Raw genomic sequence first — 24481 nt, 5'->3', positions numbered from 1 at the left:
CCGGTGCGCGGTTTCGGAAGATCTCTCAGAGGTCCTTCGGCAGGTCGGTTTTCAGCCATTTCTCAGCTATGGCATTGAGTGAGCCATCCGTCTTGGCGGTCGCCAGAATGCCGTTCAGCTTTTCGAGAAGCGCCGGCTGTTCCTTGTTGAGCCCGATATAGCAGGGCGAGTTCTTGATAAGGAACTTGAGTTCCGGCCGCTTCGGCGGGTTCTTGGCCAGAATGGCGGCCGCGACGACGTTGCCCGTTGCCACGACGTCGACCTGGCCGGAAAGGAAGGCGGAAATCGTGCCGTTATTGTCCTCGTAGCGCTTGATGGTCGCGTCGGCCGGCGCGATCTTGGTCAGTTCCAGATCCTCGACCGCACCGCGCGTTACGCCGACCGTCTTGCCGGACAGTTCCTCTGCTTTCGTGACAGCCACGGAGTTCGGTGCGAAAACGCCATTGAAGAAAGGCGCATAGGCGGCGGAGAAATCGATGACCTTCTCGCGATCCGGGTTTTTGCCAAGGCTCGAGATGACGAGATCGACCTTGTTCGTCTGGAGATAGGGAACGCGATTGGCGCTGGTCACGGGCACCAGCTCTACCTTCACGCCGAGCTTGCTGCCGATAAGGTTGGCGACATCGATGTCATAACCCTGCGGCGCCATATCGGTGCCGACGCTGCCGAACGGCGGAAAATCCTGCGGGACGGCGATGCGGATAGTGCCGCGACCGGTAATGTCGCCCAAGGCATCGGCAAAGGCGGCAGGGGCGAAGCCAAGCGTCGCCGAGACGGCGACAATGGCAAGGAAAGAGCGTCTGGAAAACATGCTGATTTACTCCTTGGGTTCAGAGGATAAGGGAGGCAGTGAAAGCGAATTTCGCAGGTCCGAAAGCGGGTCCGGCCTATGGGTGAGATCGAGGCCCGTTTCGACTTGATCGAGGTGGCGGATCGCAAGTTCGGCGGCGGCGTTGAAGTCTCCCTCCTGCAGCGCCTCGAAAATGCGGCAATGTCCGTCATGAGATTCCTGCGCATGAAAGTCGGACTGGTAGAGCATCGAGATGAGGATCGTTCTCGCCGTCAGGTCGCGCAGCGTTTCGACGATGATTTCGTTTCCCGCGATCTCGGCGATGCGGATGTGGAAATCCCCCATCAGACAGGTCAGGCGCTGGCGGTCGCCCTTCGCGATCGCAAGTTTCTCCTCCTGTAGATGAGTGGCGAGTATCTCCAGATCCTGCTCGCTGACCGAGGAGAGATTGCGCAGCAGCCCGAACTCGATGATACGCCGGGCCTCGTAGACCTTCACCGATTCTTCTGCCGAAGGCTCCACCACGAACCAGCCGCGACGTGGGCTGACCGTAACGATGCCTCGCGTTTCGAGGCGCATCATCGCCTCGCGGATGCGGGTGCGAGACACATCGAACAATGTGGCTAGTTGGCTTTCGCCAAGCCGTGTGCCGGGACGAATACGCGCCGACAAAATGCCGGAGACGATGGACGCTTCGATGTTGATCTGCGTCGGCTGTTGTGTATTTCCATCTTGCATACAAAGCTGACAAGCAGCTTTCATGCCAGTTTGAAATCGCACGGAAGGGCACGGTGCGAACATCTCGAATGCTCAAAAAAGCGCAGGTCATTCGCTGATTAATAAGGGTTGCTCAAAATATGATCATCCGTTTCTGCTAACTCCCAAAAGGTGCGCCAGCTTGACAATCCGCCTGTTGGGATATCCGAAGCCGGACGGCATCCTGACCTTCGACAGGCTATCCTCGGTGTTTCTCCCGAACATCAACCATGAGGAAGATCAGCCGGTAGATCTGCAGGTCAGGGACATGGGCCGGCAGAAGCGCTCCGAACATGACATCTATGCTGGCCCGTCGACTCGTTATTGTCCGGCCGGGTATGTGAATGGGTTGAGAAGGATGGCGAGGACGTCTTCGTCACCGACGCCCAGAACTGCGTGCACTGCAAGACCTGCGACATCAAGGACCCCAACCAGAACATCAACTGGGTGCCGCCGCGGGGCCGAGAAGGACCGGTCTATCCGAATATGTGATCGACTTAAAATGAGATCGAAACTCGCGGAGGAGCTGAGGATGGGGCAGTCGAATTCGGACGAGAAGCACATAGCTTTCTATGTGCTGGAGAGTTTTCCCTACAGCCTCTTTCCGCGGCTATCACCGTGCTGCGACTGGCCAACAATACGAGCGGGGCGGCTGTGTACAAATGGCGCTGGCGCATCGTGTCCCAGTGGCGCATCAATAGAGGGGAGCCTTGAACCAGGCCACGTGAAGGGAGGTCGGCCGCGCAGCCCGACTCAGAATTCCGCTTCCTGATCTCAGTCGACTGGAGCGCTGTGTGCCTTCAAAGATACTGCGTTGCAGTTGATGGGATCAGGACCAGCGACCCTGTTGTAGTAATGCCCCATGTCGTCGACCACGGCTGGCCTCAGCAGCTTGCGTCATATGCCGCCATCGTCGCCTCGCCGATTGCAGAACGAGAGGTTTGGGCCGATTTTGGCTTATCTGCGAATGACTTTCTCAAACAAGCACGCTCCCGGGGATTTCGAACCGAATTCGTGGGCAGAAGCGGCAAAGATCGCTTCTGAGGTGAAACTTGTACAAGACGATTGTCCGCGCAGTGGGCTCAGGATCATGTGAAAGAGCAGAGCATTTGGTGCGCACGGCTCAGGCGCTGCTCGACACTGATGGGAACCTGAATGTCATTCATGTCGTACAGCGTTTCCCGTCACTTACCATACACGGACCGGACGACTGAGCCGTCTCGGTGATTGGCGAGGCCGAAAACAAACTCTCATTACTTGCTAACGACGCCAATAGCGCGGGTATCATCACCATCACGCCTACTTTCAGAAACGAACTCGCACTGACACTTGATGTTCTCGATGACAACCTCTATACCGCGCCCGGCAAGTTCGGCGGTGGTGACGCCGGCACCACCTGGCTGGTCGGATCGGCGGCAGACGTTGCGCGTTCGCTGCGCAACTATCGGGATCTCGGCATCACCCACTTCGTGCTCTCCGACACACCACACCTGTCCGAGATCGAGCGCCAAGGCAACCAACTCCTTCCGCTGCTGCGTGACGAACGCCTAACTGATCGAACGGACGAGCGCCAAGCTCTTGCGGGCGGAGTTTGGCAGCATGTCGCCCATCTTGATTAGATTACGGCGCACAGATATGGCTGAAAAGCCGACGTAGACCATGCACTCGCTCACCCCACTCCTAAATGCGCAGCCTCCCTTGGTTTGCCCGTCCTTGGGATCGGCAAGTAGCACATTCACGAAAACAATTGTCCCAATAGTCTATAAATATAGTTTGTTATTGCTCCCGCTAGGCCGCTTTCACGGACTACCCTTCGCAAGTGAGATCAAGGGCCGTCGGCCCTGAACAAAGGGGCTTAAGATGAATTTCAGGAATTTGGTTACCGCAATCGCTGTGAGCGTCGGCACACTTGCGACTGCGATCGTTGCGCAAGCGGCAGACAAGAAGGTTGTTGTCGCCTACCAGACCGATGCCTTGCCGTCATCTGTGGCGATCGCCAATGGCGAATTCGCCAAGGCGACGGGATATGATATCGACTTCCGCAGGTTTAATTCGGGCGCTGAAATCTTCGCGGCCATTGCCTCGGGCGATGTTCAGGTCGGCTATGTCGGATCCAGCCCGTTTGCGGCTGCAGTCTCCCGCGGGCTGGAGGTTAAGGCCTTCTATCTCGCATCCATCTCGGGCATCGATGAGGCGCTCGTCGTCCGCAACGGCTCCGGCATCGAAAGCCTGAACGATCTGAAAGGCAAGAAGCTTGCCGCCGCGCCCGTGTCGACGGACCATTATCAGCTGCTTGCGCTGATCAAATCGCTCGGCCTGACCGAGAAGGACGTCCAGGTCTTCGCCATCCCGCAATCAGAGATCGTCGCGAGCTATAACCGCGGCGACATCGACGGCGGTTTCGTCTGGGATCCGGCGCTCACCGAACTGAAGAAAAACGGGAAGGTCCTCGTCACCTCCAAGGATGTGGCTGACAAGGGTGCGCCGACGTTTTCGGCCTGGGTCGCGACTTCGAAGTTCGCCGCCGACAACCCGGGATTCCTGAAGGATTTCGCTTCGGTCATCAACAAATACTACGCCTCCTTCGCCTCGGACAAATCTGCCTGGCGTCCCGACAGCGACAACATCAAAGCGCTCGCCAAACTCCTTGGCGGGACCCCCGAGCAGCAGGCCTCGGCCTTGACGAACCTGACGCTGCTGACGCCTGAAGTTCAGGCATCGGATGCCTGGCTCGGCGGCGGCGAAACGGCAGGGGCTGCCAAGATCCTCAAGGATACGGCGTCCTTCCTGAAAGAGCAGGGCAAGGTGTCTGACGTGCTGGCGAACTACGGCGCCTTCGTAACCGCGGACGCGTTCATCGGCGTCAGCAATTGATCCTCCCTGGCGCCGGCGCGATCATCGCGTCGGCGTCGAACCTGCGAGCGGCACATGCTTAAAGTCGATCACGCCAGCGTTTTCTTTGCAGCCCGCGACGGACGAACCGTCCACGCGCTCGATCGCGTTTCATTCGATATTCCCGACCGGGGCTTCGTAGTCGCGCTTGGAGCCTCGGGCTGCGGCAAATCAACCCTTCTCAATGCTATCGCCGGTTTCCTTCCGCTTTCGGAAGGTCGGATTGTGCTCGATGGGCGCGCCGTCGAACGGCCGGGCGCTGATCGCGGCGTCGTTTTTCAGAAAGACTCGCTGCTACCCTGGAAATCGGTGGCCGACAATGTGGCACTCGGCCTGAACTTCGCCGGGATAAACCGAAAGGAGCGGCAGGCCCGCGCCCTGGAATTGCTCCGGCTCGTCGGCCTCGACGAATTCGCCGGCGCTTTTCCCTATGAATTATCGGGTGGCATGCGCCAGCGTGTCGGCATTGCACGTGCTCTCGCGGCAAATCCGGATATCCTGCTCATGGACGAGCCGTTCGGCGCGCTCGACAGCCTGACACGCGAGCAGATGCAGGAACTGCTGGTTTCCGTCTGGAATAAAACGGCAAAGAAGGTCTTTTTCATCACCCACTCGATCGAAGAGGCCCTGTTCCTGGGCACGCAGGTTCTCGTCATGTCGCCTCGGCCGGGGCGGGTCGTTGCGCGCTTCGATCTCGATTTCGTCCGCCGCTTTGCCGAAACCGGCGATGCCCGCTCGATCAAGGGCTCGCCGCAATTTGCCGAGCTGCGCGAAGAGATCCGCGCCATTCTCCACAGCAGCGAAGACTTGAGGAGTGTAGCATGAGCGATATAACACAGGCTCCGCCGATTGCGGCTCACGCCGAGCACCGCCAGGTCAAGCTGGTCAAAATGGCCGGCTTCGGCGCCGGTGAAAAATCGACGGCAGCCATCAGCATCGCCACCGCCTTGGCCATCTTGCTGCTGTGGTGGCTCGTTTCAGCGCTTGGCGTCGTCCCGCACCTGTTCCTGCCGCGTCCCGATGAGGTGCTGACGCAGATCGGCGTCATCTATCGCGACGGCTATGCCGGCGCCTCACTTGCCGAGCACGTCTCTGCAAGCCTGTTCCGCATCGTCGTCGCAGCCCTGATTGCCATCTCCGCCGGCATTCCGCTCGGATTGCTGATGGGCCTCAATCGCTGGGCGAAAGGCGTGCTCGACGCGCCGATCGAATTCTACTGGCCGCTTCCGCCCCTCTCCTACCTGCCGCTGATGATCATCTGGCTCGGCATCGGCGAGACGTCGAAGATCACGCTGCTGGTGCTGGCGATGTTCGCCCCGATCTGCCTGTCGGCCCAGGCGGGCGTTCGTTCGCTGCCGATCGAGCGCGTCAATGCCGCCCGCTCGCTGGGCGCAAGCCGGCTGCAGCTTTTCCTCGACATCGTCCTGCCGTCGGCCCTGCCTGAGATCCTCACCGGCATCCGCATCGCACTCGGCGTCGGCTGGAGCACGCTGGTTGCGGCCGAATTGATCGCGTCGACACGCGGGATCGGTTTCATGATCATGTCGGCGTCGCAGTTCCTGGCGACCGACGTCGTCTTCGTCGGCATCGCCATCATCGCGGTCTGCGCCTTCACCTTCTCGGCCGGCATCCGCTTTCTCGAGGCCTTCCTCGTGCCCTGGAAGGGCAAGCTTTAGAACAGGATGATTTTAGGTCCGTTTGGCCTAAAATCTCTGAATCCTGCTCCAAATTAAAGAGTTAGAGCATGATGCCGAAAACCGCTCACACCTTTCGCCATCATGCTCTGAGCGGGGTCAATGCACCGTAAACCTGGCCGCATCGGCCCGTCGCCGTTCCAGGCTGCGGATCAGCATTGCCGCCTCCCTGACGATCGCTGAAAACGTCGCATCGTCGGCTTCGGCAATCCTTTCCGTCATGTCACGGATGATCGTCGTCAGATGAAGGATCGATTGGCGGCTTTGCGCGTCTTCCGGTCCGAATTCACTATCGGCCATGGCAAGCAGCGCCTGCACCAGACAATCCATGGTCTGGCGGCGCCTGCTTCTCGGATCGGCGTTCGGATCTTCACGCAGGCGCAGGAGATCGGCGACGATATCGGACATTGCGCTTCCACTCAGATCGCAAAAGCCGGCGGCATGGAAGCGATGCGCTTTCGCGCGCCCGTGCGTATCTTCAAGGCATCCAGCAGCCGGTAGCCGTTGCGCCAGCGTCCGAAGCCGCTGGCGATATTGATGTGCCCGGCAAGACCGATATTCCTGGTCTCGGCGTTCCATAGCCGGCCGAACAGGGCCAGGCGGTCGACCGTCATGTAGGCATCGTTCATGCTGCCGACGACGATGCTCGGAAAAGGCAGAGACGCCACCGGCATTTCGCCGAAGGAGATTTGTCCCGGATGCAGGATCTCCGTGGCCGGCAGATCGCATGGCGCAACGAGCAGCGCGCCTTTCACCCGGCGTGCGGCGCTCCGGCCGGCGAGCCGGGCGGCAAGCAGGCATCCGAGACTATGGGCGACAAGATAGGACTCGCCCGCCTCCTCAAGCGCGCTTTCCAACCGCGGCAGCCACCTGTCGAGACGCGGATGATCCCAATCGTCCTGGGTGACGCAACGGCTGTCCGGCTGATCCTGCAGCCAGTGCTGTTGCCAGTGACCGTCTCCCGAACCGAACAACCCGGGAAGGATAAGGACATCGCTCATCGGATCAGCCCGATCACCAAGGCGAACAGAAATGTGAAGGAGCCTGCGATCGTGCAGATCCCGGCCGCATGCCGGACTCGCGACATGAGACTGTCCGCTGCTCTTCTCGCACCGTGCCGGCCGAGGCCGGTCTCAACGACAATTGCCATGACGCCGCCTCCTCAATACCAGGTTCCGGGCATCGCGCCCCAATAATGGATTTCGTATTCGCGGGCGGACCGGTCCCGCTCATTGTCTCGAATGCGCGCCCCGTCTGCAGGCCCCCGCGCAGCCACCGGCTTCGCCTTGAGGCGGTCGACCGCGAATTTCAGCCAGACATGGAAATCGAGTTTCATGCGAACCTCCCTGTCGGGGATCAATATTCTCCGGTTAGGAAATCAGTGAATGACGCTGCGCATTGGCCGGAAGATCGCGAAGCGACGCCGTTGGCCCGTAGAGCATCAACAGGCGATTTCCCTCGCGTTTGGCGAGGCGGTATCGGCGGGCGAATTCAAAGACGCTCCACAATTGATCGCCCGATCCCGGCCTGTCCGCGTCATCCATCCTTGCTTCCTGAGACCGAACCATGACCTATTCGGCCGCCGCGATTGCCGGACTTGCATGGGGAAAGAAGGCCGCCAGCTCGCCGATCACTTCGCCGATACGGCTCGAAAGCTGATCCGAGGAGACCGTGTAATCCGCGAAATCGCGATCGGACGCGTAAACGGCGGTTGGCAGCGTATGGGCCGTGAAAAAGCCGAACAGCGGCCGGAGCTGATGCTCGACCATGAGCGCATGCCGGTCACCGCCGCCCGTCGCCGTGATGATGATCGGCTTGCCCCGAAGTTCCTGCGGATCGATCAGGTCGATGAGATGTTTGAAGAGGCCGGGATAAGATCCCTTGTAGGTCGGCGACCCAATGATCAGGGCGTCGGCCCTTACGATCTCGTCGACGACGCGGCTTGCCCGCTCGTCGAGATCCTTGCGCCACAAGGCGCTGCCCAGCGACGGACCGACATCGTTGAGATCATAGGTCTTGGTCGTAAAGCCGTAGCGGGTGCTGGCGCGTTCGGCGATGTGCCGGACGAGCGCCAGTGTCTTCGATGGACGGTTGAAGCTGCCAGCGATGCCGACGAGTTTGAAACCTGACATGGTTTTTCCTCTCTATGGTTGCTTCAACTATCGTCTATAAAATTACTAGATTAAAGAAATGCGCGTCTCTCCTTCTCCGTCCCGTTGAAAAAAACGTTCGTCTGCAATTGCTCGTTCGAGCCTAAGGCCGGTCGCCGCAGAGATGGCGTTCGAGAAAAGGCAGGTTGTCCTGTCCCCAATAGAGTTCGCCGTCATAGACATAGCTGGGAAAACCGAAAACGCCGCGGTCGCGCGCATGCACGCGGTCTGCCGACCACTTGTTCTGGACGTCGTCATCGGCCTGCCGCCTGAGAAGCGCTGCGCCGTCGAAACCGGCTGCTGTGACGATCGCCTCGTGCACATCGGGTCTGCCGATATCCCTCGCCTCGCTCCAGAAGGCATGCTGCAGGGCACGGGCGACGCCAATCCAATCCTGCCCGTCGAGATAGGCGGCAATCACGAAGAGGGATGCCGGCGTCGGATCGCCGAGCTCAGGGCGATGTTCGAGGCGCAACTCCTTGCCGCGCAAGCGCGCCCAGCGTTTGAGATCCCGCGTCCAGTAAGCGCGGCGGATCTCGGGACGGTTGCGCGAGAAGATGCCGCCATTCTCTTCGACCACCGTCGTCAGATATGGCGTGATGACGACGTCGTTCTTCGCGGCCAGCTCGGTAAAGGCGTCGAAGCCGATATAGGACCAGGGTGAGCCGATCGAAAAGAAATATTCCACCGATTTGGTCACTGACGAATGTTCCTCTTAAAATGGTTGTTTGGTGCCGAATGGGCGCCGTCCGCCGACAGCCCTTCAAGCGGCCCGAATTTCGGGCCGCGCTTTCCATCCGAGTTCCGGAGCGATCTTTGTCACGAAGTCGTGGGGGATCTGGCGATATTCCTCGTGCTCAAACTCGTAAGGGAGCTCCAGCCGCAACTCGCTGACCTCGGGCAGGACCGGATCGGCGAAAAGCCGCTCCAATATTTCCTCCGACGTGCCGACGATATCGCGGGCGAACAGCGTGCGCCGCTCACCCCGCGGGGAAAGCGTCCGCTGATGGCGGCCATCGGCATAATCGCGGTAGCGCCGGCGGGTTGACGCATCGGCGCTGTCGAAAGGCACGATGACGCGGCCGAGCGCGACGCGGCGCTGCGTTCCCTCGTCCCGATAGGTTTTAATCAGCCTGGATTGGCCAATGAAGAAATCGTCGGTCCCCTCCCCCGTTATCACATTGCCGGTCAACAGGTTGAAGCCGTTGCGGCCAGCCCAGCCGGCCGAGCGCTGCGAACCGCCGCCATACCAGATCCGGTCGATCAGGCCCTTGGCATAGGGCTGCAGACGCGGCCGCTGCCGGCCGAAAGGCGTCTTTATGAAGGTCTCGTCGTCGCCGAGATAGGCGCCGCGCAGATTGTCGGCAAAGCGCAGCACGCGATCATGCGAGAAATCATAACGCGTCCAGTCGCCGTCGAAGGCGAGCGGGCCGATCAGCTCGGCATGCAGCGGGCGGCCGGCGCTGACGCCGATATTCAGCCGTCCGCGCGAGAGAACATCGACCGTCGCAAGGTCTTCGGCCAAACGATACGGACTTTCATAACCGATCGGAATGACCGCCGTTCCGAGCTCGATCCGGCTGGTGCGCTGGGTGGCGGCCGCCAGAAAGGCGCTGGCGGAGGAGATCCCCGGCTCCAGGTGCCGCTGGCGGACCCAGGCGCTGTCGAAGCCGAGTTCCTCGCCATAATGCAGCTGCTGGAGCGTCTGCTCCAATCCCGACAAGGGATCATCATCGGGATAATTGCCTGGCGTGAGGAAGCCGATATGGCTGATGGATACGGTGCGGCCGCTCATGTCACACCTTCCATTCAATATTTCGGCAGGCCGGGCGGATTGGTCTCGGATGCGGGCAAGGCTTCCTCGGAAAGATGCCAGTGTTCGAGTATGCGCTTGTAAGTTCCGTCCTGGATCAGGCCATTTGTGGCGATGGTCAGCGCATCGGCTAGCCCGCTTCCCTTGCGGGTGGTGATCGCGACATCAGAACGATCCGGCCAGCCGGCGCTCAGCGTGCCCACCCGCTTGATGTTCTTGTCGCGCGCCGCGATGAAGACGAGCTGCGCGTGCGGCTGGACGATGACATCGGCCCGACCGGAACGCAGGGCGAGAAGGCTTGCCGCCTCGTCATCGTAATATTGCAGCTCGATCGGCTTCAGGCCCGCAGCAACATCCTCTTCGCTCCACTTGACTAGGATACGCTCCTGGTTGGTGCCGGCGCCGACGATGATCCTGAGGCCCGCCGCATCCTTCGGCTCCTTGATCGAGGTGATGGGACTATCGGATCTCACGAAGAAACCGTGCAGGCCCTGGCGATAGGTGGAGAAATCGAACTTCTCCTTGCGCTGCTCGGTCACGCCGACATTGGAGATGACGGCATCATATTTGCCCGATGTGAGGCCGAGCGGCCAGTCGATCCAGGCGACCGGCACGATCTCCAGCGTCAGGCCGAGGCTGTCGGCGATGGCATAGGCGTAATCGGGATCCGCGCCGACTACAGTCTTGGCATCGGTTGCGTAAGTGGCAAGCGGCGGGCCGCCGGGACTGACGGCGATGGTGAACTTACCTGGCGTGACGAACTTGAAATCCTTGGGGATCGCGGCGATCGCCTCATCGTTCCTGGCTGCATGAAGCCTGCCCGGCTGCTGCGGGCTCAGGTCGAAATCATCGGCCGCATGGGTTGCATTGAGGCCAGCCAAGGCTGCCGTCAGCGCCGCGAAGAAAAAGGTGCGGACATCAAGAAAATTCGCCACGTTCGATATGTCTCCGTTTGCGTGAAAGGCAGGGACGGGCCGGCTCGAACGGCCGCCCGTCCCATAAACATTACGAACCGCTCTTCGGCAGGCCGGGCGGGTTGGTCTGGGCCTTGTCGATCGCCTCGGGACCGAGATTCCAGGCGTCGAGGATCTTCTTGTAGGCGCCGCTGGCAATCAGGTCGTTGACGACATTGGTGACGGGCGCCGCCAGGCCGCTGCCCTTGCGCGTGGTGACGGCGATCTCGGCCGTGATCGGCCAGCCGCCGCTGACGGTGCCAACAAGTTTGGTCTTGCCGTTGATGCCCGCCGCATAGGCTTGGGTGGCGTTGACGCTGAAGACGGCATCGGCCCGGCCGGACTGAACGGCCAAGTCCTTGACCGCATCGTCGTCATAATATTGCACCTCGATCGGCTTCAGACCGGCCGCAACGTTCTGCCGGTCCCATTCCAGCAGGATCTTCTCCTGGTTGGTGCCGGCATCGGTGATGACCTTCAGGCCGGCAATATCCTTCGGCTCCTTGATCGCCGTGATCGGATTGTCAGTCCTGACGTAGAAACCGAGTTCATCCTTGCGGTAGGTCGAGAAATCGAACTTTTCCTTGCGCTCTTCCGTGACGGTCACGTTCGAGATCACCGCATCGAACTTGCCGGAGGTGAGCCCCAGCGGCCAATCGGCCCAGGCGACGGAAACGAGGTTGAGCTTCAGGCCCAGGCTGTCGGCGACCGCTTGGGCGAGATCGACGTCATAACCGATGACCGTTTTGGAGTCGGAGGCATAGTCGTGCAGCGGAAGATTGCCGCTCGAGCTGATGCCGACGGTGAAGACACCTGTTTCGACGAACTTGAAGTCCTTGATTTCAGCGATGCGCTTCTCGTTCTTTTCCAGCCGCAGCCGGTTCGGCTGTTCGGGGCTGAGGTCGAACTTCTGCTGCGCCTGAGCGGAACCGAAACCGATCGCGCCAATGGTGACGGCTCCCGCTATCAGAAGCCTTACCCTATCTGTAAATGCCATGCCCCTTCTCCATTTCGTCTTAAGATTGTAATTGTTGTCATTCGACCGGAGCAGCCCGTCGCGGCCCGGCATTTCACCAGCGCTGTCCGCGCTAGAGAACCTTGGCGAGGAATTCGCGCGTTCGACGATGCTCGGCCTGCGTGAAGATCCGGGCCGGCGGACCGGCCTCCAGAATGCGGCCGCTTTCCATGAAGACGACTGTGTCGGCGACTTCGCGGGCAAAACCGATTTCATGGGTGACGATGACGAGCGTCGTGCCGGTGCGGGCGAGCTCCTTGATGACGTCGAGCACCTCGCCGACGAGTTCCGGATCGAGTGCGGACGTCGGCTCGTCGAAGAGGAGAACCTTGGGGCGGAGCGCCAGCGCCCGGGCGATCGCGACGCGCTGCTGCTGGCCGCCGGAGAGCTGGCGCGGATAGGCATTGATCTTGTCGCTGAGACCGACGCGCGCCAGCAGTTCCTGCGCCAGCTGCACGGCTTCCTCGCGGCCGAGACCACGAACCTCGATCGGTGCCTCGATGAGGTTTTCGAGCACGGTCAGATGCGGGAAGAGATTGAAGCTCTGGAAGACCATGCCGATATCGGCGCGGCGTTTGAGGATATCCTTCTCCTTGAGCTCGTAGAGCGTGTCGCCCTTCCTGCTATAACCGACGAAATCGTCATCAATGGAGATGAAGCCGTCGTTGACGCGCTCCAGTTGATTGATCGACCGCAGCAGCGTCGACTTACCGGAACCGGAGGGGCCGAGAATGGCGGTCACGCTGCCGGCCGGCAGGTTGAGCTCGACATCGTCGAGCACCTTCAGCGAGCCGAAGCTTTTCGAGATGCCGTGGATGCGCACCGCACCGCCTGCCCGTAGAGCTCCCGCATCATGGAAACCAAGATTGCACACTTTATCGGCCGCGCTATCGAGAGCCGGCAGCGGACGTCGGAAACGTTCGAAAAATGCCTGGAAAGGCAACGGTGTCGGATTGCGTACGGCGCCCCTAGAGAAATAGCGCTCGATATAGTGCTGGGCGACCGAGAGCACAGTCATGATGATCAGATACCAGACCGTTGCGACCATCAGCAGTGGAATGACTTCGAGATTGCGGCGATAGATCACCTGGACGGTATAAAAGAGCTCCGGCAGAGCGAGCACATAGACGACGGAGGTGCTTTTCGCCAATCCAATGAGCTCGTTGAAACCGGTCGGCAGGATGGAGCGCATGGCCTGCGGCAGCACGATGCGAAAGGCCTGGCGGCGGCGCGGCAGACCGAGTGCGGCAGCGGCCTCCAGCTGCCCATGATCCACCGACAGAATGCCACCGCGGACGATCTCGGCGAAGAAGGCCGATTGGTTGAGTGTGAGGCCGAGGTAGGCAGCGGCGAAGGGCGTCAGCAGCTGCACGGTGGGATAATCGAACAAGACCGTGTCGGTGAACGGGACGCCGATCCTGATCGTTTCATAGAGATAGCCGAGATTATTCAATATCAGCAGCAGCACGATCATCGGGATCGAGCGCAGCAGCCAGATATAGCCCCAGGAAAGACCTGATAGCAGCGGCGACCTGGAGACGCGGGCGAGCGCCAGCGCTGTTCCAAGGATGGAGCCCGAAACGGCGGCGAGTGCTGTCAGGAGCAGCGTTCTGCCAAGACCGACGAGCACGGGCTCGGCGAAGAACCATTCGGCAAAAACGCCCCAACCCCAGCGCGGATTGGTGAAGGTAGAATATAGCACGGCGATGATGACGACGGCGGCGAATATCGTGCCCGCCAGCCGCTCGGGATGGCGGGCCGGTACGATGCGGAAACGGGAGTAGTCCTGTCTGGGTTCCGCCGTCCTGCTGCCGGGCTCAAGGCCCGCAAAATCCGTCGTCAGTGCCATTGTCGTTTCCCTTTATGATTGCCGGTCCTTGCCGTTTCAGAGATTTGCGGCGGCCACCTTCAGACGCGGCTCGCTTCCAAAAGCCGGCGCCGTGAGATGGGTGATGTCCTTCTCGAAAGGCAGGCTCTTGTAGATCTCGGGATCGGCATCCGTGTCGAAGAGCGCGGTGTAGCCATAGTTCAGATAAAGGCCGACGGCCTCGGGCTGGCGGAAACCCGTCGTCAGATAGATCCTGCTATAACCTTGGCGGGCGGCCTGAGCCTCCAGCTCCACCAGAACCTTTCGGGCAAGCCCCTGGCGGCGCAGATCCGAACGCGTCCAGACGCGTTTGAACTCGGCAGTGCGATCGTCGTAGTGCTTGAAGGCGCCGCCTCCGATGGTTTCGCCATTGCGGATCAACAGCAGGAAGTTACCGTGAGGCGGCGCGAAGGCCTCAGGAGGGTAGCGGTTCAATTCTGCTGCGGCACCTTCGGCATTGAAATAGGTGCCGTAACGGCTGTCGTATTCGTGGATCAGCTCATCGATCAACGGCTTGGCGCGGGGGTCGAGTGGGCTGGTATAGAGAAACGTATCGCTCATATCGTTCGTCACCCATTGTCTTCAGTGAGGAAGGTTTGTGTGAGCCGGACCCAGTAGCGGGCGGCGGGCGCGATGATCGCGTCGCTGAAATCGTAGTGGGCGCTGTGGAGAGGAGCGCTGTCGCCATTGCCGACGAAGAGATAGCTGCCGGGATTGGCCTGCAGCATGAAGGCGAAATCCTCGCTCGCGGTTCTCGGCCGGAAATCCTTCTCGATCGCAGCGAGGCCAAGCGCCTCATAGGCGACGTCGCGGGCAAACGCCGTTTCCCTGGCGTGGTTGACCAGTGCGGGAAAACCGAGCCGATAGTTCACATCCGCTTCCGCACCGAAGCTCTCAGCCTGGGCGCGGGCAAGCGCCGGAATGCGCTCCTGCAGCAGCTGGCGAACTGGTTCGCTGAAGGCCCGCATGGTGAGCTTCATCTCCACGCTTTCGGGGATCACGTTCGAGGCGGAGCCCGCATGAATCGAGCCGACGGTAGCGACGGCCATGTCCTGCGGATCGACATTGCGAGAGACGACGCTCTGGAGCGCGGTGATGAAGGAGGCCGAAGCCAGCACCGGGTCGACGGCGCGGTGGGGTTCGGCGCCGTGGCCGCCCTTGCCGACGATCCTGATCACCGCCTGGTCGACCGAAGCCATGGCGGGGCCTGTGACAAAGCCGAACTGGCCTGCCGGAACACCCGGCCAGTTGTGCAACCCGAATATCGCATCGACAGGAAAGCGTTCGAACAGCCCTTCCGAAATCATCTTGCGGGCGCCCGCGCCGATCTCTTCGGCCGGCTGGAAGATCAGCCTGAGCGTGCCGCTGAAATTGCCGCTTTCCGAGAGATAGCGGGCGGCGGCAAGCAGGATCGAGGTATGCCCGTCATGGCCGCAGGCGTGCATGACGCCGGGATTGCTGCTGGTATAGGCAAGGTCGGTCGCCTCCTCGATCGGCAACGCATCCATATCGGCCCGGATGCCGAGCCGCTTCTTGCCTTTCCCGCGCCTGAGGGTGGCGACGATGCCGGTGCCGGCAATGCCCGTCGCCACCTCGTAGCCCCAGGAGGAAAGGTAGGATGCCACGAGCTTGCTGGTCCTTAGCTCCTGGAACGCCAGCTCGGGATATTGGTGCAGATCGTGGCGCAGCGTGATGAATTCATCGAGGTAACGGGCGATGCCCTTCTCGACCGGATCATTGCTGCGCGGGGTCTGAGCGATGGTGTCCATGGCGGGTTCGCCGGCGCCTCAGGCGCCGACTGCCTTTCCGCGTTCGAGCTCCTCCGTAGCGGTCGCATAGCGGCTCTCACGGAAGGGCAGGCCCAGATGGTCGCGCAGCGTCTCGCCCTTGAGGACAGGATCGAAATAGCCGCGCGCGGTGAGGATCGGCAGGACGTATCGGGCAAAATCGTCGAACCCTTCGGCGATGACAGGGAAGCCGAGGATGAAGCCATCGGCGGCGCCATGATCCACCCAGCGAATGATCTCGTCTGCGATATGCTCGGCGGTGCCGATGAAGGCGGTGCGCGGCGTTGCTGAATCGAGCGCGACCTGGCGCAGCGTCAGCCCCTTTTCCCGTGCTGTCCTCTTGATGCGATCGGTGGTGGCGCGGAAATTGTTCCTGCCGATGTCCCCGAGTTCAGGAAACGGTTCGTCGAGCGAATAGACACTGAAATCGTGATGGTCGAAGAAGCGGCCGAGATAGAGGAGCGCCTCCTCGATCGTCACGAGGTTACGGATCGCCTCGTACTTGGCTTCAGCCTCGTCGGGCGTTGCGCCGACGATCGGCCCGATGCCTGGATAGACACCAACCTCCGCAGCACTGCGGCCATGTGCAATCACGCTGCCCTTCAGCTGGCGATAGAAGGCCTGAGCCTCTTCAAACGGCCCGCCATTGGTGAAGACGGCATCGGCATGTTTGCCGGCGAGCCGGATGCCGGAATCAGAAGCACCGGCCTGGAAGACGACGGGCTGACCCTGCTTCGAACGACCGATGTTGAGCGGCCCCTCGATGCGGAAGAAGCGGCCCTTGTGATTGAGGCGGTGCATCTTCGTCTTGTCGAAAAACACGCCGGTCTCGCGATTGCGTACGAAAGCATCGTCGTCCCAGGAATCCCAGAGGCCCTTGATCGCATCGATATAATCCTCGGCGATCTCGTAGCGCAGCTCATGCTCGGGATGCTCGCGGCTGTAATTGCGACCCGAACCCTCGAGAGGCGAGGTCACCGCATTCCACCCTGCCCTGCCGCCGCTGATGAGATCGATCGAGGCGAACTGGCGAGCGATGGTGAAGGGATCGCTGTAGGAGGTCGAGACCGTGCCGACAAGGCCGATCTTCGACGTCGAGGCCGCCAACGCCGAGAGAATGGCGATCGGCTCAAACCGGTTGAGGAAATGCGGGATCGACTGCTCGTTGATATAGAGTCCGTCGGCCACGAAGGAGAAGGCGATGCCGGCTGCCTCCGCCTTGCGTGCGGTGGTGACGAAGAAGTCAAAATTGACGCTGGCATCGGCCGGGACGCTCGGATGTTTCCAGGCATTCATATGGCCGCCAGGCCCCTGCAACATGATACCGAAGGTGACGTGTTTCTGAGCCATGGGATCAATCCTCCTGGGAACGGGTCAGGCGACGAGGGAAAGGCGCTCTGCGGCGAGCAGCTCGATGGAGGCAAGGCGGTCGGCGGTTGAAAGCGCCGGCGTGTCGAGCACGAACTCCTTGACGCCGTAGCGGCGGTGAAGCTCATCCAGCTCCGCGCGGATCTGCTTTGCCGTACCGTGAAGCACGCTCGGCACCTTTTCCTCGATGCGGTAGTCGGTGACGCCCGCCTGACGGGCAAATTCGGCCGCCTGCTCTTCACTGCCAACATTGACGGTCTGGCCGTTCGGCAGGAACATCTTGACGATGCGCAGATTGCCGACGCGGTCACGGGCATATTCCTCGCTTTCGGCGGCAAAGGCTGCGAGCGCGAGGATCGGACGCTTGCCGCCGGATGCCTGCTCATAGGCCTCGAACGTCTTGTTGAGATTGTCAGGATCACCGTTCAGGTGGCCGGCGAAGACGAGTTCCCAGCCCTTCTCGGCTGCGAGTCTCGCGCTTTCGACGCTGGCGCCGAGCAGGAACCGTTCCGGAGCCGTCGGCGGGAAAGGGGTCGCCTGCGCGCCGGTGTAATTGGGATCGGCGGCGAGATAGGTATTGAGATCGGTAAGCTGGCTGGCAAAATCCGGCTTCCTCGACGGATCGACGGCAAGCTGCAGCGCCCGCGTCGACAGCGGAAAACCGCCCAGCGCCTTGCCGACGCCGAGATCGACGCGGCCGGGCGCTAGCGATGCAAGAAGGTTGAAAGTTTCGGCGATCTTGTAGGCGCTGTAATGCTGCAGCATGACCCCGCCGGAGCCGACGCGGATCTTCGTGGTCCTTGCGAGAAGGTAGGCGATCAGCGCCTCCGGTGCCGAGCTTGCGAGGTTGGACATATTGTGATGCTCGGCGACCCAGAAACGGTGATAGCCGAGTTCCTCGGCCCGCGCGGCAAGCCTGACCGTCGCTTTCAGCGCATCGGCGCCGGAAAGGCCTTGTTCGATCGGGCTTTTATCGAGAAGGCTGAGGAGGTAGGTCATAAGGTCTCGATCCACTCAGTGGTTGCAAAATCTTTAATCTATAAAATCAGTAGATAAACTCCGTTATAAGAAACATCATTCTCTTTGGCGGCCGATGAGGGAAAAAAGCGGCCACCAGGGAAGGAGCAGAGCGAAGGCTAGAAACAGGCTGAACAGGCGCCGACTGCATGTAGTGTCGCGAACCCCCGGGAGCGAAAAAGCAACGACAATAAGACTATCGCTTCCTGATATGGGTTTGACCTCGCGACGGCAGCGAGTATTGAGTGAGGATGGCGCGACGCATAAGTTTGTTCGACTGCTATCCTCGCCTTGGACCTCAGACCACGTTATTTGGCACCGGCGCAGTTGGAGGGAATCGAACCAGACGAACCGATGCCGTCAAACTGCTCGTTCCTTGTCTCTATCGCCGCAAGACCTTATGTAAGGCCATGTATTAATTGCGGTAAAAATCGATGACGTTCGTCACTACGACAGTGTTAGCCACGTTAAACGCCCCTTATGGGACGAGCCTTTCGGCTGAGCAGTTCGCGTCGAAGATTGTCGACCCGGCGAGCGCCGAACATTACGATGCATCTGCATTTGCGTTCTTTTCTGAATTTAGCGAAAGCCTTCAGCATTCGTTTCTCGATGAAATACACGTCAACCTCGCTGATGCGTTGCGCAGCGGTTTTCCGAGATGGCCGGATGCGAATTGCCACTCGCCCGAGCCGCCTAGTGGCACAATCGCAAAATAGTCATTGGGCGGAGCTCTTTGACAGGCCAGATAATCAGCCAAGCTAATTCGAAGTTCACCATTCTCGACAGCTGGAGTTTCGGCGGCGGCACTGCGCTAATGCTTCAAATCGGCCACCGGGAGAGTTTCGACGTCGATATCTTCATCGACGATCCCCAGGCGTCCCCTTATCTCAATCCACAAACGCGCGGCTTTGCTCTCGACATACACCCTAACGCCTGCACCTTCGACGGTACGCACGCGCTCAAAATCGTGTTCAAGGATATCGGTGAGATCGACTTTATCGTCGCAACGCACCTGACGTCTGAGCCCACAAGGGAAAGAGAAATACGTGGGCAGAAGGTTTACCTAGAGACACCGGCGGAGATCGTTGCGAAGAAGATTTTCTATCGCGGGGCCTCAATGCAGCAACGCGACACGTGCGTCCGCGAGAGCGAAGGCCATGACTACCTTGTAGAGGCGCTGCTTCCGTTCAAGGAATCATGCGCACGCGCGCTGAAAACGACGCGTGTGATGGACGCCCGGCTCGCCGAGGCTGTTATGTCCAAACTTCTGTACCAGTCGAAATACTTAAGGATCCCGTCGCAAGCACAGCAGATGACGATTGAGATTTTAGAGGCGGTTTGTGGCCATGAGCCAACAATCGAGATTTAAGCGAGACCACTGCTATTGATGGGAGCAGAACCGTGTCGAGAACCATAACAGTCTGGAGACGCTGACTGCGCACACGAAGGCGCTGGAGGAGCATGGCTGGAAGGGCGCTCTCATCAGCACCGGCTGGGCAGGCCCGAGACCTCTACCGTCGCTGCCTCACTTGATGCGCGCACCACCACGTTCGAACCGCTGATTGCAATCCGCCCGGGTTATTGGCCGGCGCACTTTGCGAGTGCTGCCACCACACTCGACCATCTGACCGGCAGGCGCGTACGTCAATATCGTATCGGGCCAGGACGACCGTGCCGCCTATGGCGACAGCGAAGGCGACCAGGCCCATCGTTATGCCCGCACCAAGGAGTTCATGCGGCTGGTTCGCAGGCTGTGGACCGAAGAGAATGTTCATATGCCGGCGAACACTTCCGGGTTACGGACTCCACCGCGATGCCGCGTATCGAAGTTCGCGGCGAGCGTCGGCATCACAAGCTCTATTTCGGGGGCGCCTCGGAGGCGGCCGAGCGGGTGTTCGCCACCAAGGCCGATGTCCAGCTTTTTCTGGGGCGAGCCCCTCGATGGGGTGCGGGAGCGGATCGAGCGGCTTAGGGCGCTGAGCATGAACTGGAGCGCCGACTTACCGCCGCTGGAGTTCGGTTTGCGGATCACGACACTGGTTCGCGACACGACGGAACAGGCCTGGGCCGACGCCGAGGCGAAGGTCGCCCAGATGGCAAAGACGAAAGGCGCCGGCTGGAACGATCATCAGCAGTCCGTGGCGGTGAGCGGCGGTTGCTTAATCTGCACGAGCGTGGTGATGTTCTCGATGACAACCTCTATACCGCGCCCGGCAAGTTCGGCGGTGGTGGCGCCGGCACCACCTGGCTGGTCGGATCCGCGGCAGACGTTGCGCGTTCGCTGCGCAACTATCGGGATCTCGGCATCACCCACTTCGTGCTCTCCGACACACCATACCTGTCCTAGATCAAGCGCCAAGGTAGCCAATTGCTTCCGTTCCTTCGGGACCGAGGCGAGAGGCGCGCGAACCGGCAACCCGCTTTTGTCGATCCGGCCAAGGTGGTGCGCAAAAGGTGAACCCGCTTAGGGTGCCGTACCTTGCATTATCTGGGCGAACGCATTTCGAGAAACTACCGCGAGCGATAGCGCCGCAGAGCGCTTCCGTTTGTCGCGCTCTTTCACAAATACTGCCAAGCGCTATTGTGTCATCATGACGGCACCCAATGACAGGTAATTCAATAATGGCACCACGGCAGGACGATTCGCGCGAACGGATGACGATTCTCGGCGAGGTGAATTCCTCCTCGTTCGTTCCGTGGATACGCCGTCATGCGGACAAACTCGGACTTTCCCAGGATTTCTTTCATACCGGCGCCGACCGAATCGAACTCGAAGTCGCGGGGCCTGTGGAGCTAATCGATATGCTGGAAATGGGATGCTCACTCGGCCCGATCGACGTCTGGGTGGACGAGATTCAGCGCAGGATTGTAGATCCCGTAGCTACATCGCACGATAGACAGGATTGATCCGCTGCCTTTTATTTAATCATCGTTGCCAATGCGAATTTTTTATGCAAGCCTCTTGCGCAACTGAGGTCGCAATGTCGGCAACAGTGTTCGGAAAAGAACGCTAGAGCATTGGCAAAATTGAGGAAGTGAAGGTCATGCCATCTGATACGACCGGCTCCTGGACGCCTGTCGCCCTTTCTGCCGATCTGCCGCCCGGAACAGTTATGCCGGCGTGGACGTCAGCAGGACCTCTCGCTCTCTGGCGCAGCCAGTCCGGGCGGGCATCGGCATCATCAGCTCGCTGTCCGCATCGCGGGATGCGATTGTCCCACGGATTCGTGCGGGGTGAAGCGCTCTCCTGCATTTATCATGGCTGGAGCTATTCACCCGCAGGAGGATGCGTTCGCATCCCTGCCCATCCGAATCTCGTCCCGCCGGAAACCATCCGTGTGACGGTGCAGGAGGTTGAAGAAGCGGATGGCATTATATGGGTCGCGGTGGGCCAACCTGAGACAAAACCGTCGCGCTTAGCCAATCTCATCCCATTGCGCTCGCTGACGGTTGAGGCCGGCATCGCGTCGATCGAAGCTGCGGCCGGCGCAAGAACGGATACGAACGGGCTTTTCGATGTGCCAGATTTTCCGTGGGTCCGACTGCTGGCGACTGAGCAGGTGGAGCGCACGCTCATTCATATACTGATCGAGCAGGATCGCAGCCCGTCCGATCGGATCACGGCATCGCGCGTCGCCGAGGCTCTGCGCCGCCAGGCGGAAACACGCCAAACGGAGATCGCATGACGAAGGGCGGCGCGATGATCGATGAATGGTACCCGATCGGCCTTTTCAGCCAGCTCACCGAGACAGGGAGCGAAACCGCGCTGATGAGCGAGCCTATCGAGGTGACACGCACACCAGACGGGAATGCGCAGGTAACATCCCGGGACGGACGCGTCCTCCCCGCCCGTGTCCGCTACGGCCATGTCTGGTCTTCTCTTGGCAATCCCGCCAAGGAGCTTTTTGCGATTCCCGAGGCCGATCAGCCCGGCCGCCGCTTCGTGGATGTCGGCGTGGTGCGGGTGCGCTGCTCACCGCTGCGAGCGGTGGAGAACTTCCTCGACATCGCCCATTTCCCCTTCGTACATACCGACATTCTCGGCGCCGAGCCCCATACCGAAGTCGAGAACTACAAGGTTGAAATCCGAGAGGATGAAGACGAAGTCTGGGCAACGCAGGTGAAATTCTACCAGCCACAGGCCGCAAAGTCGGCCGCCGGCGGCATCACGACTGAATATATGTACCGCGTACCGGCGCCGACCTGCTCGGTGCTTTACAAGACCTGCCCTCCCCGACCGGGCGAATGGGACGTTATTACCTTGTTCGTGCAGCCCCTCGCGGAAGACCTTTGCGACGTATGGCCATGGATGGCCCTGTTTGATGACGTGACGCCGATGACGGACCTGATCCATTTTCAGCAAATGATTTTCCTGCAGGATCGCTCGATCCTCGAAAACCAAATCCCGGCACTTCTGCCGCTGGACCCCGGCATGGAAATCCCGACCAGGGCCGACCTGACGTCGGTCGCCTACCGGCGCTGGCTGAAGCGACACAATTATACCTACGGCGCACAGTTGGTCGCGCAATGAAGCTTTACGATTACATCCTATCGCCGAGTTGCTACAAAATCCGCCTCATGGCGGCGATCCTGGGCGTCAAGCTGGAAATCCGGCCGGTCGATTTCCATCCCGGCGCCGAACATCGAGGGCCTGAATTGCTCGCGCTCAATCCGGCAGGCTCCATCCCGATCCTTGAAGATGGAGATCTCGTGCTGACGGAGTCCTGCGCCATTCTCGTCTATATCGCCGCCCAAAGCGCACCGGAATGGCTGGGAACCGGCACGCCCGAAAAGGCGGCGCGTGTGCAGCAGTGGCTTTCCTTCTCCCATCGGCTGACGGCAAACCTTGGGGGCGCGCGGCTCCACGAAATGCTCTTGCGCCCCGGCAACATCGAAACATTGCAAGCACAAGGAATAGCCGGACTGCGCGAACTGGAAGGCGGCCTTTTCGAACAGAGTCTCAGGGGCATGCGCTTCCTGGCATCGAACCGTGCCACCATTGCCGACATCGCCTGCTTCCCCTACGTGGCGCTTGCGCCCGACGGCGGCGTCTCGCTCGATTTTTACCCGAGCATCCGGCTCTGGCTACGCGCCATTCGCAGTCTCGACGGCTTCATCGAAATGCCCGGCATTCATCGACTGCACGAGCTGAAACCCGATCCTCATTCCGCCAACGAGGACGGGTGAGATGGCCGGTTGCCTCCTGAAAAACTGGCAGGCTGCGGAAACGGCACTCGCCACCATTGAATTCTGAAAAACCAAAAGAGGGGAACTAACATGTCCAACGATCTGACCCGCAGAAAACTCATGAAGAGCGCGGCCGTCGCCGGCCTCGCAACGGCCTTCGTCGGTCGCTCTGCATTCGCCGCCGGCGAACCGCTCGGCATCACCCTCGTCGTTCCCTCGCCGATCGGCGATGTCGGCTGGGGCCACGCACTTGCCGCCGGTATTGATCCGATCAAGGCAGCCTATGGCGACAAGGTGAAGGTCACCGTCCTCGAAAGCATCGCGGAAGGTCCTGATGCGGACCGTATCATGAACAAGACGGTCGCGGACGGAAACCACTTTCTTATCGCGGGTTCCTTCGGCTATCAGAACGGCGCGCTGCAGATCGCCCGCCGCAATCCCAAGGTGACTGTCCTGCACGCATCGGGTTTCCAGGTCGCGCCGAACTTCTCGCCGTTCGCTGCCAAATATTTCCAGGGAACCTACCTGCTCGGCATGGCGGCAGCGGCCGTTTCTAAGACCGGCAAGCTTGGCTCGGTTTCGGCCTTCGCGATTCCCGAACTGATCACATCGATCAATGCCTTCACGCTCGGCGCGCAGGCTGTCCGGCCTGACATCGAGGTGTCGGTCGTCTGGGTCAACTCCTGGTTCGACCCCGCAAAGGAGCAGGAAGCCGCAAAGGCGCTGATTGCGCAGGGCTGCGACGTGATCTTCTCGAATGCGCAGGATACGCCTTCCGTGATCTCCGCCTGCGAGGATGCCGGTATCCATGCGTTCAATCTCAATTCCTCAATGAAAAAATACGCCCCGAAGACCTATCTTGGCTGCGTCGCCACCGACTGGTCCCCGTTTTTCAAGGCATCGGTCGATGCCCATTTCGCCGGAACCTTCAAGGGTGCCAATGCCTTCCTCGGCGTTGCTGACAAGGTCGTGGAAGTCGTCGATTGGAGCCCGGAAATCCCGACCGAGACCATGACCAAGATCAAGGAAATCGAAGCAAAGATCGCCAATGGCGGCTTCTCGCCATTCATAGGGCCGATCACCAAGGCGGATGGCAGCGAAGGCGCGGCTTCGGGCGCAACGCTGACGGATGTCCAGATCGTCGCGATGGACTGGCACGTCAAGGGTGTCAAGACGCCACTGCCGAAGTAAG

The 24481-nt window shown here is 60.3% G+C and carries 26 protein-coding genes and 4 pseudogenes; 13 read left to right on the top strand and 17 right to left on the bottom strand.

Annotated elements, in window-relative coordinates; genetic code table 11:
* Nucleotides 1–25 precede the first annotated feature (25 nt).
* The gene (locus tag QDY28_RS17280) at nt 26–811 is read right to left on the bottom strand and encodes a transporter substrate-binding domain-containing protein (protein ID WP_331382899.1); all 786 of its coding nucleotides are present in this window, start codon (nt 809–811) and stop codon (nt 26–28) included.
* Between the two features lie 6 nt (nt 812–817).
* Entirely contained in the window at nt 818–1528 is a 711-nt protein-coding gene (locus tag QDY28_RS17275) for a GntR family transcriptional regulator (RefSeq protein WP_331382898.1), read from the bottom strand.
* 175 nt (nt 1529–1703) lie between these two features.
* On the opposite strand from QDY28_RS17275, the pseudogene QDY28_RS17270 reads away from it, so the two are divergent.
* The 5 genes and pseudogenes from QDY28_RS17270 to QDY28_RS17250 all read left to right on the top strand — a co-directional run.
* Nucleotides 1704–2038, top strand: a pseudogene (locus tag QDY28_RS17270) (4Fe-4S dicluster domain-containing protein); the annotation flags it as partial.
* Between the two features lie 839 nt (nt 2039–2877).
* A pseudogene (locus QDY28_RS17265) lies at nt 2878–3084 on the top strand (LLM class flavin-dependent oxidoreductase); the annotation flags it as partial.
* 322 nt (nt 3085–3406) lie between these two features.
* Nucleotides 3407–4420 carry a taurine ABC transporter substrate-binding protein gene (gene tauA / locus QDY28_RS17260; RefSeq protein ID WP_331382897.1) on the top strand — a complete coding sequence of 338 codons (1014 nt, stop codon included), beginning with the start codon at nt 3407–3409 and terminating at the stop codon, nt 4418–4420.
* A 54-nt stretch (nt 4421–4474) separates the two neighbouring features.
* Complete coding sequence (locus tag QDY28_RS17255) at nt 4475–5263, top strand: taurine ABC transporter ATP-binding protein (protein ID WP_331382896.1); 789 nt, start codon at nt 4475–4477, stop codon at nt 5261–5263.
* Complete coding sequence (locus QDY28_RS17250) at nt 5260–6114, top strand: ABC transporter permease subunit (protein WP_331382895.1); 855 nt, start codon at nt 5260–5262, stop codon at nt 6112–6114. The genes QDY28_RS17255 and QDY28_RS17250 overlap by 4 nt, the downstream gene beginning before the upstream one ends.
* Nucleotides 6115–6231: 117 nt before the next feature.
* Here the strand turns inward: QDY28_RS17250 and QDY28_RS17245 are convergent, their stop codons facing one another.
* From QDY28_RS17245 to QDY28_RS17175, 15 genes are all read right to left on the bottom strand, one after another.
* The gene (locus QDY28_RS17245) at nt 6232–6540 is read right to left on the bottom strand and encodes a hypothetical protein (protein ID WP_331382894.1); all 309 of its coding nucleotides are present in this window, start codon (nt 6538–6540) and stop codon (nt 6232–6234) included.
* Between the two features lie 11 nt (nt 6541–6551).
* Nucleotides 6552–7133: an RBBP9/YdeN family alpha/beta hydrolase gene (locus QDY28_RS17240; RefSeq protein WP_331382893.1), complete on the bottom strand. Its 582-nt coding sequence runs from the start codon at nt 7131–7133 to the stop codon at nt 6552–6554.
* Complete coding sequence (locus QDY28_RS17235) at nt 7130–7282, bottom strand: hypothetical protein (RefSeq protein WP_331382891.1); 153 nt, start codon at nt 7280–7282, stop codon at nt 7130–7132. Before QDY28_RS17235 ends, QDY28_RS17240 begins: the two co-directional genes overlap by 4 nt.
* A 12-nt stretch (nt 7283–7294) precedes the next feature.
* The gene (locus QDY28_RS17230; RefSeq protein WP_331382890.1) at nt 7295–7468 is read right to left on the bottom strand and encodes a hypothetical protein; all 174 of its coding nucleotides are present in this window, start codon (nt 7466–7468) and stop codon (nt 7295–7297) included.
* Nucleotides 7469–7502: 34 nt separating this feature from the next.
* Nucleotides 7503–7700, bottom strand: coding sequence for a hypothetical protein (locus tag QDY28_RS17225; RefSeq protein ID WP_331382889.1), 198 nt, complete (start codon nt 7698–7700; stop codon nt 7503–7505).
* Nucleotides 7701–7703: 3 nt separating this feature from the next.
* Nucleotides 7704–8264: an FMN reductase gene (gene msuE / locus QDY28_RS17220; protein WP_331382888.1), complete on the bottom strand. Its 561-nt coding sequence runs from the start codon at nt 8262–8264 to the stop codon at nt 7704–7706.
* Between the two features lie 121 nt (nt 8265–8385).
* Nucleotides 8386–8982 carry a 2-hydroxychromene-2-carboxylate isomerase gene (locus QDY28_RS17215; RefSeq protein WP_331382887.1) on the bottom strand — a complete coding sequence of 199 codons (597 nt, stop codon included), beginning with the start codon at nt 8980–8982 and terminating at the stop codon, nt 8386–8388.
* A 63-nt stretch (nt 8983–9045) separates the two neighbouring features.
* On the bottom strand, nt 9046–10077 hold the full coding sequence (locus tag QDY28_RS17210; protein ID WP_331382886.1) for an LLM class flavin-dependent oxidoreductase: 1032 nt from the start codon (nt 10075–10077) through the stop codon (nt 9046–9048).
* Between the two features lie 14 nt (nt 10078–10091).
* Nucleotides 10092–10988 (bottom strand): ABC transporter substrate-binding protein, encoded by an 897-nt coding sequence (locus QDY28_RS17205; RefSeq protein WP_442967546.1) that lies wholly within the window; start codon nt 10986–10988, stop codon nt 10092–10094.
* A gap of 112 nt (nt 10989–11100) precedes the next feature.
* On the bottom strand, nt 11101–12045 hold the full coding sequence (locus QDY28_RS17200; RefSeq protein ID WP_331382884.1) for an ABC transporter substrate-binding protein: 945 nt from the start codon (nt 12043–12045) through the stop codon (nt 11101–11103).
* Between the two features lie 91 nt (nt 12046–12136).
* Nucleotides 12137–13912 (bottom strand): amino acid ABC transporter permease/ATP-binding protein, encoded by a 1776-nt coding sequence (locus tag QDY28_RS17195; RefSeq protein WP_331382883.1) that lies wholly within the window; start codon nt 13910–13912, stop codon nt 12137–12139.
* Nucleotides 13913–13948: 36 nt separating this feature from the next.
* A complete protein-coding gene (locus tag QDY28_RS17190) occupies nt 13949–14503 on the bottom strand; it encodes a GNAT family N-acetyltransferase (RefSeq protein ID WP_331382882.1) in 555 nt (184 codons plus the stop codon).
* Nucleotides 14500–15699: a M20 aminoacylase family protein gene (locus QDY28_RS17185; protein WP_331382881.1), complete on the bottom strand. Its 1200-nt coding sequence runs from the start codon at nt 15697–15699 to the stop codon at nt 14500–14502. Before QDY28_RS17185 ends, QDY28_RS17190 begins: the two co-directional genes overlap by 4 nt.
* Nucleotides 15700–15717: 18 nt before the next feature.
* Nucleotides 15718–17067, bottom strand: coding sequence for an LLM class flavin-dependent oxidoreductase (locus QDY28_RS17180; RefSeq protein ID WP_331382880.1), 1350 nt, complete (start codon nt 17065–17067; stop codon nt 15718–15720).
* Between the two features lie 24 nt (nt 17068–17091).
* On the bottom strand, nt 17092–18084 hold the full coding sequence (locus QDY28_RS17175) for an LLM class flavin-dependent oxidoreductase (RefSeq protein WP_331382879.1): 993 nt from the start codon (nt 18082–18084) through the stop codon (nt 17092–17094).
* 452 nt (nt 18085–18536) lie between these two features.
* Here QDY28_RS17175 and QDY28_RS17170 point away from each other — a divergent pair.
* The 8 genes and pseudogenes from QDY28_RS17170 to QDY28_RS17135 all read left to right on the top strand — a co-directional run bounded on the left by QDY28_RS17170 (nt 18537) and on the right by QDY28_RS17135 (nt 24480).
* Nucleotides 18537–18799, top strand: a pseudogene (locus QDY28_RS17170) (hypothetical protein).
* Between the two features lie 36 nt (nt 18800–18835).
* On the top strand, nt 18836–19471 hold the full coding sequence (locus QDY28_RS17165; RefSeq protein WP_331382878.1) for a nucleotidyl transferase AbiEii/AbiGii toxin family protein: 636 nt from the start codon (nt 18836–18838) through the stop codon (nt 19469–19471).
* A 34-nt stretch (nt 19472–19505) separates the two neighbouring features.
* Nucleotides 19506–20449, top strand: a pseudogene (locus QDY28_RS17160) (LLM class flavin-dependent oxidoreductase); the annotation flags it as partial.
* Nucleotides 20450–20724: 275 nt separating this feature from the next.
* Entirely contained in the window at nt 20725–21009 is a 285-nt protein-coding gene (locus tag QDY28_RS17155; RefSeq protein ID WP_331382877.1) for an acylphosphatase, read from the top strand.
* A 137-nt stretch (nt 21010–21146) separates the two neighbouring features.
* A complete protein-coding gene (locus QDY28_RS17150) occupies nt 21147–21788 on the top strand; it encodes a Rieske 2Fe-2S domain-containing protein (RefSeq protein ID WP_331382876.1) in 642 nt (213 codons plus the stop codon).
* Nucleotides 21785–22633 carry an aromatic ring-hydroxylating dioxygenase subunit alpha gene (locus QDY28_RS17145; protein WP_331382875.1) on the top strand — a complete coding sequence of 283 codons (849 nt, stop codon included), beginning with the start codon at nt 21785–21787 and terminating at the stop codon, nt 22631–22633. Before QDY28_RS17150 ends, QDY28_RS17145 begins: the two co-directional genes overlap by 4 nt.
* A complete protein-coding gene (locus QDY28_RS17140) occupies nt 22630–23289 on the top strand; it encodes a glutathione S-transferase family protein (protein WP_331382874.1) in 660 nt (219 codons plus the stop codon). The genes QDY28_RS17145 and QDY28_RS17140 overlap by 4 nt, the downstream gene beginning before the upstream one ends.
* Before the next feature lie 90 nt (nt 23290–23379).
* Nucleotides 23380–24480 (top strand): BMP family ABC transporter substrate-binding protein, encoded by a 1101-nt coding sequence (locus QDY28_RS17135; RefSeq protein ID WP_331382873.1) that lies wholly within the window; start codon nt 23380–23382, stop codon nt 24478–24480.
* Nucleotide 24481: the final 1 nt, after the last annotated feature.

Source organism: Rhizobium sp. BR 362 (assembly GCF_036528765.1).
Taxonomy (GTDB): domain Bacteria; phylum Pseudomonadota; class Alphaproteobacteria; order Rhizobiales; family Rhizobiaceae; genus Rhizobium.
Note: the sequence above shows the minus strand (reverse complement) of the source record. Positions and strands in the feature narration are given on the sequence as shown.

What these genes read in the sequence shown, in the direction of transcription:
- QDY28_RS17280 (WP_331382899.1), bottom strand. Translation starts at nt 811, where the DNA reads ATGTTTTCCAGACGCTCTTTCCTTGCCATTGTCGCCGTCTCGGCGACG.
- QDY28_RS17275 (WP_331382898.1), bottom strand. Translation starts at nt 1,528, where the DNA reads ATGCAAGATGGAAATACACAACAGCCGACGCAGATCAACATCGAAGCG.
- tauA (WP_331382897.1), top strand. Translation starts at nt 3,407, where the DNA reads ATGAATTTCAGGAATTTGGTTACCGCAATCGCTGTGAGCGTCGGCACA.
- QDY28_RS17255 (WP_331382896.1), top strand. Translation starts at nt 4,475, where the DNA reads ATGCTTAAAGTCGATCACGCCAGCGTTTTCTTTGCAGCCCGCGACGGA.
- QDY28_RS17250 (WP_331382895.1), top strand. Translation starts at nt 5,260, where the DNA reads ATGAGCGATATAACACAGGCTCCGCCGATTGCGGCTCACGCCGAGCAC.
- QDY28_RS17245 (WP_331382894.1), bottom strand. Translation starts at nt 6,540, where the DNA reads ATGTCCGATATCGTCGCCGATCTCCTGCGCCTGCGTGAAGATCCGAAC.
- QDY28_RS17240 (WP_331382893.1), bottom strand. Translation starts at nt 7,133, where the DNA reads ATGAGCGATGTCCTTATCCTTCCCGGGTTGTTCGGTTCGGGAGACGGT.
- QDY28_RS17235 (WP_331382891.1), bottom strand. Translation starts at nt 7,282, where the DNA reads ATGGCAATTGTCGTTGAGACCGGCCTCGGCCGGCACGGTGCGAGAAGA.
- QDY28_RS17230 (WP_331382890.1), bottom strand. Translation starts at nt 7,468, where the DNA reads ATGAAACTCGATTTCCATGTCTGGCTGAAATTCGCGGTCGACCGCCTC.
- QDY28_RS17225 (WP_331382889.1), bottom strand. Translation starts at nt 7,700, where the DNA reads ATGGTTCGGTCTCAGGAAGCAAGGATGGATGACGCGGACAGGCCGGGA.
- msuE (WP_331382888.1), bottom strand. Translation starts at nt 8,264, where the DNA reads ATGTCAGGTTTCAAACTCGTCGGCATCGCTGGCAGCTTCAACCGTCCA.
- QDY28_RS17210 (WP_331382886.1), bottom strand. Translation starts at nt 10,077, where the DNA reads ATGAGCGGCCGCACCGTATCCATCAGCCATATCGGCTTCCTCACGCCA.
- QDY28_RS17200 (WP_331382884.1), bottom strand. Translation starts at nt 12,045, where the DNA reads ATGGCATTTACAGATAGGGTAAGGCTTCTGATAGCGGGAGCCGTCACC.
- QDY28_RS17195 (WP_331382883.1), bottom strand. Translation starts at nt 13,912, where the DNA reads ATGGCACTGACGACGGATTTTGCGGGCCTTGAGCCCGGCAGCAGGACG.
- QDY28_RS17185 (WP_331382881.1), bottom strand. Translation starts at nt 15,699, where the DNA reads ATGGACACCATCGCTCAGACCCCGCGCAGCAATGATCCGGTCGAGAAG.
- QDY28_RS17180 (WP_331382880.1), bottom strand. Translation starts at nt 17,067, where the DNA reads ATGGCTCAGAAACACGTCACCTTCGGTATCATGTTGCAGGGGCCTGGC.
- QDY28_RS17175 (WP_331382879.1), bottom strand. Translation starts at nt 18,084, where the DNA reads ATGACCTACCTCCTCAGCCTTCTCGATAAAAGCCCGATCGAACAAGGC.
- QDY28_RS17155 (WP_331382877.1), top strand. Translation starts at nt 20,725, where the DNA reads ATGGCACCACGGCAGGACGATTCGCGCGAACGGATGACGATTCTCGGC.
- QDY28_RS17150 (WP_331382876.1), top strand. Translation starts at nt 21,147, where the DNA reads ATGCCATCTGATACGACCGGCTCCTGGACGCCTGTCGCCCTTTCTGCC.
- QDY28_RS17145 (WP_331382875.1), top strand. Translation starts at nt 21,785, where the DNA reads ATGACGAAGGGCGGCGCGATGATCGATGAATGGTACCCGATCGGCCTT.
- QDY28_RS17140 (WP_331382874.1), top strand. Translation starts at nt 22,630, where the DNA reads ATGAAGCTTTACGATTACATCCTATCGCCGAGTTGCTACAAAATCCGC.
- QDY28_RS17135 (WP_331382873.1), top strand. Translation starts at nt 23,380, where the DNA reads ATGTCCAACGATCTGACCCGCAGAAAACTCATGAAGAGCGCGGCCGTC.